Source organism: Alicyclobacillus suci, assembly GCF_017329615.1.
Classification (GTDB): Bacteria; Bacillota; Bacilli; order Alicyclobacillales; family Alicyclobacillaceae; genus Alicyclobacillus; species Alicyclobacillus suci.
Genome location: NZ_JAFMTW010000001.1, coordinates 84,779 through 100,775, shown reverse-complemented (window position 1 = coordinate 100,775; position 15,997 = coordinate 84,779). Strand labels below are relative to the sequence as shown.

Annotated in this window: 17 protein-coding genes; 12 read left to right on the top strand and 5 right to left on the bottom strand. The window is 52.9% G+C overall.

Translation table 11 applies throughout. The features are described 5' to 3' along the window. Positions 1-4: 4 nt before the first annotated feature. On the bottom strand, positions 5-1,609 hold the full coding sequence (locus tag J3482_RS00635; RefSeq protein WP_146822499.1) for a sodium:solute symporter family protein: 1,605 nt from the start codon (positions 1,607-1,609) through the stop codon (positions 5-7). A gap of 243 nt (positions 1,610-1,852) precedes the next feature. Here J3482_RS00635 and J3482_RS00630 point away from each other — a divergent pair, with 243 nt between their 5' ends. From J3482_RS00630 to galE, 4 genes are read left to right on the top strand one after another with little or no spacing between them, the layout of a single operon-like run. After that, entirely contained in the window at positions 1,853-2,671 is an 819-nt protein-coding gene (locus J3482_RS00630; protein WP_146822529.1) for a DeoR/GlpR family DNA-binding transcription regulator, read from the top strand. Then, positions 2,652-3,707: a galactose-1-phosphate uridylyltransferase gene (gene galT, locus J3482_RS00625; protein ID WP_206921913.1), complete on the top strand. Its 1,056-nt coding sequence runs from the start codon at positions 2,652-2,654 to the stop codon at positions 3,705-3,707. Before J3482_RS00630 ends, galT begins: the two co-directional genes overlap by 20 nt. 13 nt (positions 3,708-3,720) lie before the next feature. Continuing rightward, entirely contained in the window at positions 3,721-4,911 is a 1,191-nt protein-coding gene (locus J3482_RS00620) for a galactokinase (protein ID WP_146822530.1), read from the top strand. Further along, positions 4,899-5,894 (top strand): UDP-glucose 4-epimerase GalE, encoded by a 996-nt coding sequence (galE, locus tag J3482_RS00615; RefSeq protein ID WP_206921912.1) that lies wholly within the window; start codon positions 4,899-4,901, stop codon positions 5,892-5,894. Before J3482_RS00620 ends, galE begins: the two co-directional genes overlap by 13 nt. 75 nt (positions 5,895-5,969) lie before the next feature. Here galE and J3482_RS00610 read toward each other — a convergent pair whose 3' ends face one another. Then, positions 5,970-6,791 carry a hypothetical protein gene (locus J3482_RS00610; protein ID WP_206921911.1) on the bottom strand — a complete coding sequence of 274 codons (822 nt, stop codon included), beginning with the start codon at positions 6,789-6,791 and terminating at the stop codon, positions 5,970-5,972. A 17-nt stretch (positions 6,792-6,808) separates the two neighbouring features. After that, on the bottom strand, positions 6,809-7,453 hold the full coding sequence (locus J3482_RS00605; RefSeq protein WP_328702620.1) for a SpoIID/LytB domain-containing protein: 645 nt from the start codon (positions 7,451-7,453) through the stop codon (positions 6,809-6,811). A 143-nt stretch (positions 7,454-7,596) separates the two neighbouring features. On the opposite strand from J3482_RS00605, the gene J3482_RS00600 reads away from it, so the two are divergent. From J3482_RS00600 to J3482_RS00580, 5 genes are all read left to right on the top strand, one after another. Then, positions 7,597-8,067, top strand: a complete 471-nt coding sequence (locus tag J3482_RS00600; protein WP_146822503.1) for a YwhD family protein — start codon at positions 7,597-7,599, stop codon at positions 8,065-8,067. Between the two features lie 15 nt (positions 8,068-8,082). Continuing rightward, positions 8,083-9,549, top strand: coding sequence for an aminotransferase class I/II-fold pyridoxal phosphate-dependent enzyme (locus J3482_RS00595; RefSeq protein ID WP_146822504.1), 1,467 nt, complete (start codon positions 8,083-8,085; stop codon positions 9,547-9,549). A 2-nt stretch (positions 9,550-9,551) separates the two neighbouring features. Beyond that, on the top strand, positions 9,552-10,025 hold the full coding sequence (gene bcp / locus J3482_RS00590; RefSeq protein ID WP_146822505.1) for a thioredoxin-dependent thiol peroxidase: 474 nt from the start codon (positions 9,552-9,554) through the stop codon (positions 10,023-10,025). 60 nt (positions 10,026-10,085) lie between these two features. Next, entirely contained in the window at positions 10,086-10,439 is a 354-nt protein-coding gene (locus tag J3482_RS00585; protein WP_146822506.1) for a HesB/IscA family protein, read from the top strand. Between the two features lie 78 nt (positions 10,440-10,517). Beyond that, a complete protein-coding gene (locus J3482_RS00580) occupies positions 10,518-11,765 on the top strand; it encodes an HD domain-containing protein (RefSeq protein ID WP_206921910.1) in 1,248 nt (415 codons plus the stop codon). Here J3482_RS00580 and J3482_RS00575 read toward each other — a convergent pair. Beyond that, positions 11,738-12,343 (bottom strand): DedA family protein, encoded by a 606-nt coding sequence (locus tag J3482_RS00575; protein WP_206921909.1) that lies wholly within the window; start codon positions 12,341-12,343, stop codon positions 11,738-11,740. The genes J3482_RS00580 and J3482_RS00575 overlap by 28 nt on opposite strands. Before the next feature lie 216 nt (positions 12,344-12,559). Here J3482_RS00575 and J3482_RS00570 point away from each other — a divergent pair, with 216 nt between their 5' ends. Then, positions 12,560-13,807 carry a glycosyltransferase family 2 protein gene (locus J3482_RS00570; protein WP_206921908.1) on the top strand — a complete coding sequence of 416 codons (1,248 nt, stop codon included), beginning with the start codon at positions 12,560-12,562 and terminating at the stop codon, positions 13,805-13,807. 65 nt (positions 13,808-13,872) lie between these two features. Here J3482_RS00570 and J3482_RS00565 read toward each other — a convergent pair whose 3' ends face one another. Continuing rightward, positions 13,873-14,202, bottom strand: coding sequence for a YunC family protein (locus tag J3482_RS00565; RefSeq protein ID WP_146822510.1), 330 nt, complete (start codon positions 14,200-14,202; stop codon positions 13,873-13,875). Between the two features lie 158 nt (positions 14,203-14,360). Between J3482_RS00565 and J3482_RS00560 the strand changes: the two genes are divergently transcribed. Then, the gene (locus tag J3482_RS00560; RefSeq protein ID WP_146822511.1) at positions 14,361-15,443 is read left to right on the top strand and encodes a M42 family metallopeptidase; all 1,083 of its coding nucleotides are present in this window, start codon (positions 14,361-14,363) and stop codon (positions 15,441-15,443) included. A 62-nt stretch (positions 15,444-15,505) separates the two neighbouring features. Beyond that, entirely contained in the window at positions 15,506-15,994 is a 489-nt protein-coding gene (locus tag J3482_RS00555) for a divergent PAP2 family protein (RefSeq protein ID WP_146822512.1), read from the top strand. Positions 15,995-15,997 lie beyond the last annotated feature (3 nt).

The window sequence follows — 15,997 nt, the reverse complement described above, 5'->3', positions numbered from 1 at the left end:
CCCCTTACCAGAAGATGATGTCCAAGGCGACGAATAATGCCAGCGAGATACACGCTAAATACCCAGGGCGCTTATACCACCGCAAATGTTTGTAAGAAGGGTACTTTTGCACGCCATAGACGATACCTTTGAGTTCTTCGTCTGTCTTTGGCTTGGTAAATAGGCTGACGAGAATACCAATAGCGGTTGCGACCACCCAAACCCAGAACGACTGCCAGAACGTCTTTGCGTTTGGCGTGGCAAAGTGAAACGGCAGTGCCCAGTAGAAAATACAGGCGAAGATGATGCCGGACACCAGTGAACTAAATCCGCCCCACGCGGTGGTGCGCTTCCAAAACATGCCGAGTAGGAATGTCGCGAAAATCGGTACGCTGAAGAAGGAAAACAGCGTTTGCATGTAGTCCATAATACTTGGGAAACTGCCAGCGATAAACGCGGTGAAAATCGACAAGATCATGCCGACTGTCATCGCTAGGCGACCCATCCAGACATAGTGGCGGTCGGACGCCTTTTTGTTAATGTACGCTTGATAGATGTCGTACGTCCACACGGTCGTAAAGGCGGTGATGTTGCCTGCCATACCCGTCATGAAGCTGGCAAGCAGTGCCGTGATACCCAGTCCAATCATGCCGGTTGAATAGTATTTCGCCATGAGCATTGGCAGTGCCATGTTATAGCTCGTTCCGTCGTGTCCAATATGCGGGAAGACGGCGAGTGCAACTAACCCGACGACAATGTCGACGAGGGGGACAAACACTTTAATGAATGATGCGTATATGGGTGTGACCTGCGCGGCCCGCATGCTGCGCGCGGCAAAGGTGCGTTGGACGACGAGAAAATCCGTGGTCCAGTAGGCGAATCCCATCACGAAGCCCAGGCCAAAGACGACTGCAAACCAGTTCGTTCCCAGTGCGTTGTGAGCGGTGCCGAGATCGGCCCAAACGTGGCCATAGTTATGCGGAATATGAGACACCAGTCCGTGCCAACCGCCGAATTTCACTAAGCCGATAATGGTGAGGGGCAGAATTCCCAGACAGATGAGAAAGAACTGCGTCACCTCGGTGAAAATGGAGGAGGTCAGCCCACCTAGGAAGACATAGGCGAGGACGACGACCGCAGACACGATGATACTCACGACCAATGACCAGCCTAACAATGCCTGTAGCACAATGCCCATGGAATAAAGGCCGATACCGGAGACCAATACGGTCATCACGGCAAACGAAAAAGCGTTTACACCACGTGTCGCCTCATTGAAGCGGAGTTTCAGGTACTCGGGTACTGATCTCGCCCGGGACGCCCAGTAAAATGGCATCATGTAAAGACCCATGAAAATCATCGCGGGAATGGCGCCAATCCAGTAAAAATGCGTCTCAATCATGCCATATTCCGCGCCGCCGGCACTCATGCCCAGCACTTCCTGCGAACCTAGATTGGCCGACATAAAGGCAATACCGGTAATCCAGGCCGGAAGTGAGCGGCCGGAGAGGAAAAAGTCTTCACCGGTTCGGGTGTATTTGCGGAGCAGCCACCCGACCATTAAGACAAACACAAAGTACGCGAGAATGATGACATAATCGATAGCGCTTACGTGAAATAAACCTTGCAATTGGGATACATCTCCTTTCAGTTGTAGTTCGACAATGCGGTGCGTCAAGCAGTAGACTGAATTTCGTGGAAGCGCTTCAATCAGCAACACTATATCATATATTTTCAAGTTATGATCTATTCTTGGATAATTTCTGATTGATAAATGATAATTTATGCTGATTACATGAAAAAACAAATCGAAAACATGAACAAAGGTGATAACATATGATTAAAAGTGATAATCGAAGTCGGGGGTGGATGCATGTATCCGGCGCAACGTCGTGACGCACTTGTTCGGTTGCTATCTACAGAAGGGTTTGTGTCCATTCACGATTTGGCCACGCGATTCGACGTCTCGGAAATCACGATTCGGCGCGACCTCAAGGTATTGCAACAACAAGGGTTGGTCGAAAAGGTCGTGGGCGGCGGACAGTTGACCAAGAGCGCGAATGAGCCGACTTTTATGCATAAACGCGTCCTTCAGCAAGCGGAGAAGGAGCGCATTGCGACTGCGGCACTGACGCTCATTGAGTCCGGTATGACTATCGGACTGTCCGCAGGGACGACTACCTGGACACTTGCGAACCGTTTGCGGTACGGCATTCGTGGCATTGAGCACCTGACATTTGTCACCAATTCTACGAATGTCGCGATTGCGCTGAAATCGAACGGATGGGATGACATCCACTTGACCGGCGGCCATTTTCGCACCCCGTCTGACGCGCTTGTCGGTCCATTGGCGGAGGAGACCGCGAGAAGGCTACACACGGATCTCCTGTTTCTTGGCGTTCACGGTGTCGATCTCGTCGCGGGCGTGAGCACGCCCAACTTGCAGGAGGCTTCGATTGACCGGGTGTTGATGGAGCGCACCGAAACGGTTGTTTTAGTGTTTGATCACACGAAATGGGGCATTCGCGCGCTCGCACATCTGGCGACATTGGACGAAGTCGATGTCGTCGTGACAGACGAAGGGGACAATGCGCGCGAAATTGCTCAACTTCGTCAACTAGGTCCGGAAGTTTTGACCGTTTCAAGCTCGCAATCGGAAGGAGTCGACAACCATGGCAGAACTGCGTTTTAATCCATTGTTGCGGGATTGGACAATGGTCGCTTCAAACCGGCAAAAGCGTCCGAATATGCCGAAAGGCGACTGTCCGTTTTGTCCAGGGTCAGGCAAGGTCCCTGATCACTACGACGTATACAAATACGACAACGATTTCCCTGCGTTATCGCCGACGCCACCTGAACCAGATGAGGTTGCCACAGGTTTGTATCAGACCGCCCCGTCGTATGGCAAATGTGAAGTAATTTTGTATTCACCAGACCATCACGCCACGCTGCCGCAGTTGCCGGTTTCGCACATTCGCAAGCTGGTGGATTTGTGGGCGGACAGGTTTCAAGCACTTTCTCAGGACAATCGCCACAAATACATCTTGATTTTTGAAAACCGTGGACCAGAGGTCGGCGTGACGATGCCGCACCCACATGGGCAAATATACGCCTACCCCTATGTGCCACAAAAGTTGCGCGTGGAACTTGAATCCTGTCGAGACCATCATGCACAAACTGGACATTGCCTCATCTGTGACATTAACCACGAGGAGGCGTCGTTCGCCGAGCGGATGCTTATCGAGACGGACGCGTTTGTCAGTTACATTCCATTTTTTACGGATTATCCGTATGGAGCGTTCATCTCCAGTAAGGCCCATCAATCGAACATTCTCGATTTCACGGACGCAGAGCGCGACGACTTGGCGAAAATACTCAAACTCGTGACGGCTGGGATGGATGCACTGTTTGATCGGGAGTTTCCATATATGATGGTCTTGCACCAGAGCCCGGTCAATCTTCCCAATGGGTTGGATGCGCCAGGTTTTGCGGCGCCGGTTCAAGTGGCGAGTGAGGATGGGGAAAAATCGGTCGAAAGTGAGGTTGACACCTTTTACCATTTTCACATTGAGTTCTATCCGCCGCTGCGGGCCAAGGATAAGTTGAAATATCTTGCGTCGTCCGAGACAGGGGCGTGGGCGCCGTGCAATCCGCTCGCAGTAGAAGACACGGCACGCGTTTTGCGTGAAGTTATCATGCGGAAGAAGGAGGAGCTTGGGATTGATTAACGAGACGGCGGTCATGCAACAATTGGCGCATGCCAAATCTCGATTTTTAACGTGGTCGCCCGGTGGCGTGGGGGATGTCCGCGTGTTTTACGCACCGGGTCGCGTGAATTTAATTGGGGAACACACGGATTATAACGGTGGTTACGTGCTTCCGGCGGCGCTCGACATGGGAACGTGGGCATTCGTCCGGGCGCGCGAGGATGGTGTCATTCGGTTTGCGTCGACCTCTTTCGCGCCAATCGTGGAGACGCCCGTGGAACAGATAGTCTATCGTCAAGCGGATGATTATGCGAACTACCCAAAAGGCGTCATTCACGAGTTTCAGAAACGGGGATTCGCGGTACCGGGGTTTGACGTGTTATTTCATGGAAACTTGCCGAACGGCGCTGGCCTGTCGAGTTCTGCGTCGATTGAGGTCGTCACGGCGGCAATCGTAAATGCGTTGGTGCGCGCGAACCTGTCGCTTGAAGAAATGGCACTCGTGTCGCAGGCGGCGGAGAATCAATTTGTCGGTGTCAACTGCGGCATTATGGATCAATTTGCGGTAGCCATGGGTAAACAAAACCACGCGATTTCTCTTAACTGTGACACGCTTCACTACCAGTTGGTGCCTGTCTCACTCGATGGAGTGACCGTGGTTATTGCCAATACGAATAAGCGTCGCACGCTGGCGGACTCAAAATACAATGTGCGTCGGAGCGAATGCGAACAAGCGCTGCGGGAACTGCAAAAAATCCGTCCGGAACTCAGGACACTTGCGGATATTGGCGAAGAGTGGCCAGAACTCGAGCCTTATATAACGGATACCACGCAAAGACGGCGCGCGCGTCACGTGGTGCTCGAAAATCAACGTGCGAAACGGGCGGTGCCGGTGCTGAGGGCGGGTGACACAGCGCGTTTTGGAGAGATGATGAACGCGTCGCACCAGTCCTTGCGCGACGACTACGAGGTGACCGGGCCGGAGCTCGATGCATTGGTCGAGGCGGCGTGGTCGGTCGAGGGTTGTATCGGATCGCGAATGACAGGCGCCGGTTTCGGTGGGTGTACGGTCAGCCTAGTTTCGACTGATTGCCTGGAGAAGTTTATGGCAGTGGTCAAGGCACAATACGTCGCGAATATTGGCTATGAGCCTTCGTTTTATGTAACCGGTGTCGGGGATGGCGTTCAAGAAGTCACGGAGGAGGTCTTACAATGTCTGTCTTAGTTACGGGTGGAGCAGGCTACATTGGGAGTCATACCGTGGCCGAACTCGTCGCGCACGGCGAAGCGGTTGTGGTGGTCGACAACCTGTCGACAGGTCATTCGGGTGCCATTTATGCGCTGGGGGTCCCTTTTTATCACATGGACATTCGCGAGACGGAGCGCCTGCGTGAAATTTTCAGTCGACATGCGGTTGACACGGTGGTACATTTTGCCGCCAATTCGCTGGTAGGCGAGAGTGTAGAAGACCCTCTGAAGTACTATGAAAACAATGTTGCAGCGACCGGACGGCTGCTTATGGCGATGGTCGAGTCTGGCGTGCAAAACATCGTGTTCTCCTCGACGGCCGCGGTCTATGGTGAGCCAGCGCGTGTGCCGATTGCAGAAGCTGATGCGACTTCGCCGACAAATCCGTATGGCGACACGAAATTGACGATTGAGAGAATGCTCGATTGGTCCTATCAAGCGTATGGGCTGAAGTCGATTCGCCTCCGATATTTCAATGCCGCAGGCGCACACCCAACGCTGCCGATAGGGGAAGATCACCGACCGGAGACGCATCTTATTCCAGTGGTGTTGCAGGTAGCTTTGGGGCAGCGCCAACACGTCGCCATCTTTGGTGACGACTACGATACGGAAGATGGGACTTGTGTGCGCGACTACATTCACGTCATGGATTTGGCGAGTGCACATCGCCTGGCTATTGAGCGGCTGCGCAGTGGCAAAGGAACTGCGGAGTCATTCAATCTGGGCAATGGGACAGGCTTTTCTGTTCGCCAAGTGGTTGAGGTATCGCGGAAGGTGACGGGGCACCCGATTCAAGCAGTGATTGCTGCCCGTCGCGCAGGGGACCCGGCCCGCCTTGTCGCCTCATCCAGCCTGGCACAGTCCACGCTGGGTTGGACGCCGCAGTTCGCTGATTTGGAGACGATTGTCGCGAGCGCGTGGAACTGGCATCGTGCACATCCACAAGGTTTTGGGGAGTGAATGATTCACTCCCCGTTTCCTTCTATAAAAAATAGGGTCACCCTATTCCGTGCCTTACAGTCCTCTTCGCGACGCTTATGGCCGTTCCGGACCTTCGCCTATCTGGGACTTTTGTCGGAACTTATCTGCTAGTTGAATCAACCAGATGTGGTGATATGGCTCTTGGTAGAGCACGGGTTCAATTCTTCGGTCTCCTGGGCCAATTTTGTACATCCAGACCGTCGTTTGCTGACGAATGCCTTCGTGCATGCGGATACCGAGGTGAATGGAATCACGGTATCCGTTTTTATACACAATCACGCCCAATTGTCCATGTAGTTCCGCGACCATTGGACGGTACCGCGGGTTGCGAAAGACGGGTGCGCTAAACCATGGCGTGTAGCCATTCGCATCTGTGCGCAACCGCTGTTCGGTCTCAATGACGACGACTTCTGCATTCGAGATGGGCTGGCGAGACCTGCCGTCAATGACACGCACGCGCAATTCGGCGGTCTTCCGCTGGGTGTACCCCCAACTTGCAGGGCCGTGCGGTGCTCTTCCGGTTCCCTGGCCAATCGACGCTGAATTGTTATTGTTTGCAGATCCGGCCCCCGGTGTAGTGCTATTTTGCCCGCCCGTGGCGCCCGGTGGTGTAGTGCTATTTTGCTCGCCCGTGGCGCCCGGTGGCGTAGTGTTATTTTGCCCGCCCGTAGCCCCCGGTGGACGGCCTGTGCTGTTGTTGGTTGGTTGTGTCGGCGTTTGCCCGTTCGCCGCGTTGTCCGTGCCGTTGCCAATGGTTGCGATGGCGCCTGTGAGGCGGTGTGCGGACGGATGTGGATTTGCCGGTATGGAAATCGCCACCAACGCTGCCGCAAAGCCGCAAAGAAGTACCGTCTTCATGGAAGGAAAGCGTTTCATCGGCTGTGACTCCTAACTTACTGAATTCTGTATAACGAGCGATTTACGTAGTAAAACTGCAAAATTTGCTGGAAGGTTTGCCCTCGTTCTGCCCAGTATTGAGATCCCCATTGCGCCATTTTTTGTGCGTTGCGGTACTGCCAGTTCGGATCATTTTCAATACCCGCGCGGTAATTTAACTCGATAATTTGACCCCCATTGTCGGCGTAGGCTTGGTTCTGAATCGCATCGAATGCCGCGTTTGTCGTCGGTTGTGCAGATAGATAACGAAAGTGTTGGAAATTTGTCGTGTTGTCCACGTCAAAGGTGAATCCATCAATGGTCACCGGATGAAGATGGTGGTACCAAGCGAACATTTTGATGGCCATGGCGCCGGCCTTCAGCGATTCGGGGTTCCACGATGGGAACCACTCATTTGGCAAAACGTCCTCACAGTACTCTAGGAACGGGACGGATTGGACGTAGATGATGCGCCCACGCGGATCCGGCTCTCCGCTTGGGTTGTTTTCTCGAATGGCTACGCGCATCACGGACGGCACACTTGTATTCCAAATGGTCTGTTGTTGGGCTTTCGCCTGTGGCATCGCGCCGACCGTCAGCGCCGCGACGGATGTCCCTGCGACACTGAGTGCCACTGCTACTTTCGCTGTACGGGTAGACACGTCTTTTCCCTCGCTTTGCTGGGAATTTTGATGTTACTTTACCCAGTGCGTCTCCCCTCATACATTTTGGTTTGAAGAAATGTGACATTGAATTTTGCAAACGGTAGAATGAGTGCAAACGTCGCGAAATGAGGTGCCGTGTCATGCAGAAACTCAATCTTACAGGTAGTGCTAAACACCAGACGGATGATCAGATGAAAGGCCTCTCCGCAGTCTTTATCGACGGGGATGAGGTGTTTGTAGATAACGGTGCAATTCACGCTAAAAGTAGACTCGAAGTCGGAATCAAGTTTGTGTCTTCGCTAGAAGAAGTTCCGAATCCAAGGCATATTGAGGGAATTTGGATCACGCTCAAACGTCAAGCAAACGGCCTAGGCTACACGGGGGCTATGCCATTTGAATTATGGATTGACTCAGACAGCAAGTTGGGGTACAAAAAACTGTCGGATCATGTGAATCAAATGGATAAAGCGGTTCGTGGGAACGTCGATTTATCGAGACTGTCAAAGGAAGCGGTCGTGAAGGCCGGGCAGTTTTTACAAACCGTTCGGGCCGATTTGTGGGAAAATGCGACAGATGCGTTTCGAGCTGCGTTTTCTCAGGCCGAAGACTAGGAGGCAACGGAGTTTTTGAATCAGAACGAAACACCGCTATTTGATACTTTACTTCATCATGCACAGCGCAAACCTGTGCAATTTCATATCCCGGGCCATAAACACGGGCGCGGCATGGATGAGCGATTTCGCTCCTTCGTGGGTGATCAGGCGCTGTCTTTGGACTTAATAAACATCGCACCGCTCGACGACTTGCATCATCCAACCGGTGCGATTAAACGCGCACAGGACTTGGCTGCACAGGCGTTTGGTGCGGATTATACATTTTTTTCGGTACAGGGGACGAGCACGGCCATCATGGCAATGGTGTTGTCCACGGTTGGCCCTGGGGATAAAATTCTCGTGCCGCGAAACGTTCACAAATCGGTGCTGACGGCCATTATTTTGGCCGATGCCCGGCCAGTTTTCCTGCTTCCGGAGCTAGATCACGAGTTCGGTATTTCGCATGGCTTGTCGGTGGAGGTTGTCGCAAATGCGCTGGTCGAGCACCCAGACGCACGGGCACTGGTGGTCATCAATCCCACCTACTTCGGGATTGCGGCGGACCTTGAGCGCATTGTCGAGGTGGCGCACAGCTATGGTGTGCCCGTGCTTGTGGACGAGGCCCACGGGGTGCATACGGGGTTTCATGGGGCGCTGCCGCTGTCAGCGATGCAAGCGGGTGCTGATATGGCAGCGACCAGTGTGCATAAATTGGGTGGGTCGATGACCGGATCGAGCATCTTGAACGTGCGTGAAGGCATGATTGACCCGCGTCACGTGCAAGTTGTGATGAGCATGTTGATGACGACATCGACGTCTTATTTGCTGCTCGCTTCACTGGACGTGGCGCGCAAGGAACTCGCTGAGCACGGACAGGAGCGAATCGCGGCAGCAATCGATTTGGCGTTGCAGGCGCGGGGTCGTATCAATGAGATCCCAGGCTTGCACTGTCTAGACGAGTCGCGCCTCAACAGTTCTGCGGCGTTCGCGCTTGACCCGACGAAGTTGACTGTCTCTGTTAAAGACCTTGGGGTCACGGGCTATGATGTCGAACGAATGCTGCGGGAGAACTACAATATTGAGGTTGAATTGAGTGACTTGTATAACATCCTTTGCATCATCTCTTGGGGCGATGAGCAGTCGGACATCGACGCTTTGGTCGAGGCGCTGACGGAAATTGCCAAGACGTATGAAGAGCGCCATGGCAAACGCGAGGTCGTCGTGCAACTCCCGTCGATGCCGACGCTCAAAATGTCGCCGCGGTCGGCGTTTTACGCCAAGACCGAAGTGGTTCCTCTGCAAGAGGCGGTCGGCCGTACAATGGCGGAGATGGTGATGGTGTACCCACCAGGCATCCCAATTTTGTTGCCAGGAGAGGTCATTACGCAGGATAATATTGACTATATCGAGGCGAACTTGCGGGCGGGTCTACCTGTTCAAGGGCCGGATGACCCGGAAATCCGCATGATTAAAGTGGTGAAAGACGACAAGGAGGGGTAGCGATGACGGAGTTACACGTGGGCGACGCCGCGCCAAATTTTTCTACCATCGACCAAGATGGAAATACGGTTACGCTTGAAGGGCTACGTGGACAAGTTGTGGTGCTTTATTTCTATCCAAAAGACGATACGCCGGGCTGCACGAAAGAGGCCTGCGCGTTTCGCGATTTGAATGCGGCATTCGCGGAAGCTGGCGCTGTTATTTACGGCGTCTCGCGTGATACGGCCAAATCACATACCAAATTTCGCGAAAAATACGGGTTGAATTTTCCGCTACTCGCCGACGAAAACAGCGAGCTGTGCGAGGCATACGGCGTGTTGAAGGAAAAGAATATGTACGGCAAAAAAAGTATTGGTATTGAGCGCACGACGTTCATCATCGATGGCGCGGGCAACATCGCGGCGGTTTTCCCAAAAGTGAAGGTAGATGGGCACGTGGATGAGGTATTAGCCAAAGTTCGCGAGTTGGTTGGATAGGCTGTGGATGCACTGACGCGCATCCGCGCGTATAATAGGAGGAGAAAGGGGAGTGACGAGATGATTACGCTCACGGAAAGTGCGGCAGACAAGCTGCGTGAGATGATCGAATCGCAGGGACCCGAAGAGGATGCGCTTCGCTTGTACACGAAGCTAGGCGGTTGCACAGGCTATAGTTATGGGATGGCACTGGACGCTGCGAAACCGGATGACCACGTGTTCTCCATTCACGGCGTCAAAGTCGTGATTGATTCGGAAAGCCTCGAACTACTCGATGGTTCGGAGGTCGATTATATTGATGATTTGACCGGACAGGGCTTTAAAATTAACAATCCGAATGCGACCTCCATGTGTGGGTGCGGATCGAGTTTCCGCACGGCTACGAAGGCGGGTCAACCCGGATCTTGTGACTGAACAAATTTGTCGTACGAGAAGGGCCTGTGGGCGAATCGCCCTCGGGCCCTTCTCGTATCTGGTATGGAGCGATGATTCGTGTTTGAGAAAGTCTTAAAAGACCCTGTGCACGATGAGATTCTATTTGATGACCCGCTTTTGTGGAAGTTGGTCAACACATCGGCTGTTCAGAGGCTTCGTCGCATTCGGCAATTGGGCACGTCCTATATGACCTATCACGGCGCGGAGCACACGCGCTTTGCACATTCGCTTGGCGCGTATGAAACGATGCGACGGGTACTGATTCATCTCGAACGCGAGTGTGGGTGGCCGAACGAACAAAGGCACCGGCAACTCGCGCTTGCGGTCGCGCTGCTCCATGATTTGGGACATGGTCCGTTCTCGCATACATTTGAATCGATTCTCGGTGTCCATCACGAGTTGTGGACACACCGCATTATGTTGGAAGACGAGCAACTGCGAACGGTACTCGACTCGGTAGATTCGATGTTTGCGAAAGATTTGGTTTCCATTCTAAAGAAGGACGGCCGGTTTCCGGCAATTGAAGCTCTCGTGTCCAGTCAGTTGGATGTCGACAGGATGGATTATATGTTGCGCGATGCGCTGTCGACAGGTGTGTCGTATGGGCAGTTTGAGTTAGCTCGTCTGATTCGCTCCCTGACGGTGCGAGATGACCATGTCTATGTGAAGCGGCAATCCCTGCATACGGTGGAACAATATTTGCTTGCGCGGTATTTTATGTATGTGCAGGTGTATCTGCACCCTGTGACGGTCGGGAGCGACGTATTGGTGGAAAACATTTTACGGCGTGCCAGAGACCTGGTGAGCGAGGGAATTTCGATTGAAATCCCGGGGGCGTTGCTCGCGGTTTTAATTGGCAAAGACGTATCTGTCGACACCTATCTACAACTAGACGAATCTGTACTGTTGTATGCGTTTCACCAGTGGTCCCGCTCCGATGACACCATTCTGGCGGATTTGGCGGATCGCTTCTTAACGCGCAGACTGTTTGCACCGATTGTGCGGGACGAGCCATCCGTGAGTGAGTGGGCATCGCTGCGCACCATGGCGAAGGCGATGGGATTTCCTCCTGACTATTACGTCACTGAACGCGTGTCTACGATACCGGGATACGAGGTGTTAGGGCAGGGGCTGACCTTATTGGATGACTTTGACGGCTACTCAGACTTGAGTCAAGTGTCGAAACTGATTCGAACACTTGTCCCAAGTCAAGAACACCGGTTGTTTTTGCCAAAAGAGATGTTGGAGAGCGAGAATGAATCGCTGTCAAAGCGGGTTCATTCCATCGTGTTTTTGCGACCCTGAGGCTTTTTCCGCCGAAACCAGAACCAGACCACGGCGGCTACTAAGATCAGCGCACCAGCGTATGTAAGGGGTTTTAGTTTCTCGTCAATGACATCCCAATGTGCATGTAATTGGAAGCCTGCATAGGTCATGGCAAAGTTCCATGGAAGCGAACCCAATGCGGAGAACACGAGAAAGCGCCAAACAGACATGCTGGCAAATCCGGCGGGCAGCGAGACGAAGGTGCGAACGGCTGGCACCATTCGACCAAAGAATACCGTGAGTTCACCAAAGCGGCGAAACCAGGTTTCCGCGCGCTGCAGGTGCTCAGGACTGAGTAGGACGTAGCGTCCGTACCGCAGAATCAGTGGGCGTCCACCGTAACGGCCGATGGCATAGGCAATCAGTCCGCCTAGCACGTTAGCAACCGTACCAATGACGATAACCCACCAGAAATTTAAGGTGCCTTGCGCCGCCATAAACCCGCCGAACGACATGATGACTTCGGACGGGATTGGAATGCAGATGCTTTCAATCAACATCAGAAGAAAGATGGCTGTATTTCCGTAATGGGAGATCAGCACACTAAGGCCGGACAAGTTGAATCCTCCGTTTCCTGGATATCCTAGTAACCAGACTTGGTTATCGTACCGCATCTTTCGGAAAAAGTGAACGTTTCGCCCAGGGGCGCCTTCGACAAGAATTGACGTTGACAAGGGTTTCGATTATCCCCAAAATGATGAGGATGGCTTGGAGAATTTAATGTCAGCACGCTCCACGTCTTGAGGCTGACGCAGAAAGTTGAGGGTTAATGCATGTCCCTGCTTCACGGTATTTTGAATGTCGTGTACGTGTTCATGCAGATTTTCACCGGGGCTATTGGCGTCTATCAGATTGTCATGTCTGTATTTGGAATTTGGCACCGGCGAGAAAAGGTGATTCACGGTCCTAAAAAACGCTTTGCCGTCGTCATTCCTGGCCATAACGAAGAGCGGGTTGTCGGTTCGCTCATCGACAGTTTGAAGGCACAGGAATACCCGGCTGAATTGTTCGACGTGCATTTGATTGCAGATAACTGCACAGATCACACGGCGGACGTCGGGCGCCTCCACGGTGCGATTGTGCATGAACGGACGGACAAGGAGAAGCGGGGTAAGGGTTTCGCAATAGAATGGATCTTGGAGAAATTCCAGGCATCTCACAAAGACTATGATGCGATTGTCATGTTTGATGCGGACAACCTAGTCGACCCTTCGTTCTTGACCATCATGAACGACAAATTATGCCGCGGTCACAAGGTGATTCAGGGGTACTTAGGGGTAAAAAACCCGTTTGATTCCTGGGTCAGCGTCTCGATGGCTATCTCTTATTGGTTCAGTAACCGCATGTGGCAAAAGGCTCGACAAAATTTGCGTTTGTCGTGCTCATTAGGTGGCACTGGCCTATGTATTGATTACAATTTGTTGCAAGAGATGGGTTGGGAAGCAACTGGATTGACCGAAGACCTAGAATTTGGCGTCCGCTGTGTCGAGCGCGGTGTCGTGCCGATTTGGGCGCACGATGCCAAGGTGTATGACGAGAAACCCACCGATATCCTGTCGTCTTTTCGACAACGCCTGCGTTGGATGCAGGGTCACTTCCATTGTGCGCGGTACCATATGGTTCCCTTGCTGAAACAGGGAATTCGAGAGCGCAATATGGTAAAACTTGACGCCGGCATTTATTTGTTTCAACCTGCACGGTTTTTGATTTTGTTCTTGACGTCATTGATGATGCTGTTACAGATTTCCACGCCAAAGGATACGGTGATGAGTCACATCACGAATCTTTTACCAACGGACTTTTGGGTAGGCGTCAACGTTTTTATGTACTTGCAGATGCCATTGGCGCTGCTCTTGGAACGAGTCAACTGGCGCGCATATTTCGGTTTGGCAATTTTACCACTGTTTTTGTGGACATGGGGTCCTGTGACATTACAGGCGTTCTTCACCAAGGCCAACCGCAAGTGGTCGCACACTGTGCATAAACGGGCTATTCGGCTAGACCAAATCCGTAGCCGATAATCCCATCGGAGGACTTCGGTACGCTTTTCAGAGGGACGCACCACATGTTGTGGTGCGTCTCTTTTTCATTGTTGCTCGTTGTTGGACCCTGCTGCACCGATGCGCGCGAGCGCCTCGGTCACGGCCATGCCAGGGGTTATGCCGAGCGCTTCGGCGGCCTGCGTGCAACTTTCTACCTTGCCGTCCAGTAATTCCTGCATGGTTTTCACACCAACCGCGCGAGCCGCGATGATGCCTCTGCTCGCTAGTGTTTCGCGAAGCAGGGTAATATCTAGAGCGCCGCACATGATATAACCGACTTGATTGCTGACGACAAGCAAATTGGTCTTGGGCAAGGCCACATGAGTGGCTGTAAAGCGATATCCCTGTACCTCAATGGGGGTAATGTTCACCATGTGTATTCCTCCTTCGCACTCTGTTGTAACGTATTCCGTGCAATGCGTCGCCGTTTCCCGTTTTGCAAGTGTTTTGCACCTGTTCGAATGCGAGAGATGTGGTACCATAAGCCTGTTGTAAAATTTCACGAAGTTTGAACAAATGGGGGGAGCCGAAGTTGAGTTCGCGTATTCAAGTGATCCAAGAACTGTGCGACGTGCATGGCATTTCAGGTTATGAGTCGAATGTGCGAAAGGTGTATGAGAAGTTGTTAGCGCCATTGTCGGATCGAATCGAGCGCGACAACATGGGCGGCATCGTCGGTGTCAAAGAAGGCGATGCCAATGGCCCACGGGTGCTTATCGCAGGTCATTTGGACGAAATCGGGATGATGGTCACGAGTGTGACGGATGAAGGTTTCCTCAAATTTCAAACGGTCGGCGGCTGGTGGTCGCAAGTGATGTTGTCGCAGCGTGTTGTTGTGCAGACGCGCAAGGGGGACATCATTGGCGTGACCGGATCGAAACCACCTCACATCCTGCCGGCGGAGGAGCGGAAAAAGGTCGTTGAAACAAAGGATATGTTCGTCGACATCGGGGCGTTTAGCCGCGAGGAGGCGGAAGCGATGGGCGTTCGTCCAGGCGATGCGATTGTCCCCTGGAGTCCGTTTACACAGATGGGCAATTCAAAGATGTTCGTCGCCAAAGCGCTCGATAATCGGCTAGGCTGTGCCACTGCTGTCGAAGTCTTGCGTGAACTGCAAGGGACACAGCATCCGAACGTCCTGTTTGCAGGTGCCACAGCTCAGGAAGAAGTTGGTCTGCGGGGTGCGAGGACATTGATTCATCGCGTGCAACCCGACATCGCGATTGCACTGGACGTCGGGATTGCCGGGGATACACCGGGGATTCCGACTGACGAACGGGCGCATTTGGCGGACGTCGGAAAAGGTCCGCTGTTGATGTTGTTTGATGGCTCGATGATTCCAAACAACCGGTTCCGCGATTTCGTGTTGGATACTGCGAGCGATGCCAAGATTCCGGTGCAATACGAAACTTTGAGCGGTGGCGGTACGGACGCGGGTGCGTTCCACCTACATGCTTCTGGGGTACCGAGTGTTGCCATTGGCCTGGCTACCCGATACATACACAGTCATAATGCCATTTTCCACGAGGATGATTTTGAACACGGCGTGCAGTTGCTCACCGAGTTAGTCAAGCGTTTGGACAGTACAGTAGTCAAGGATATTCAACAATGGTAAAGTGATTGTGGATAAAAGGGCGCCCGTGAGGCGCCCGCCCTATCGGGGAGGGCAACACATTCATGTCAAATGTCCCGCACTTTGTGCATGGTCTATGGAGCAATTCGCCGCTGATGGCTGCACTTTGTGCTATTTTAATCACGCAATTCCTCAAGGCGCCGATTCATTTTGCGCGCACGCGTTTGTGGGATGCCCACAAAATGATCGATGCAGGGGGGATGCCGAGTTCACACGCTGCGGGCGTCGTGGCACTCGCTGCAGCGCTCTGGTTTGTCGTGGGACCCCAGTCGCCAGTGTTCGCGACTGCAGTCGTGTTTGCCGCCATTGTCTTGTATGACGCAGGGGGAATTCGTAGGCATGCGGGCGAACACGCGACGTTGCTCAACCGTATCGCCATGGAGTTTGCACAGCGTCAGAGTCAGGAACCTGCAGCCACAGAACAGACGGAAGGCGAGCAGTTAAAAGAAATTCTCGGGCACGAACCGATGGAGATTTTTGTTGGTGGTTTGATTGGCCTTGCCATTGGCATTGGTTTTGGTAAGTGGTGGTGACGT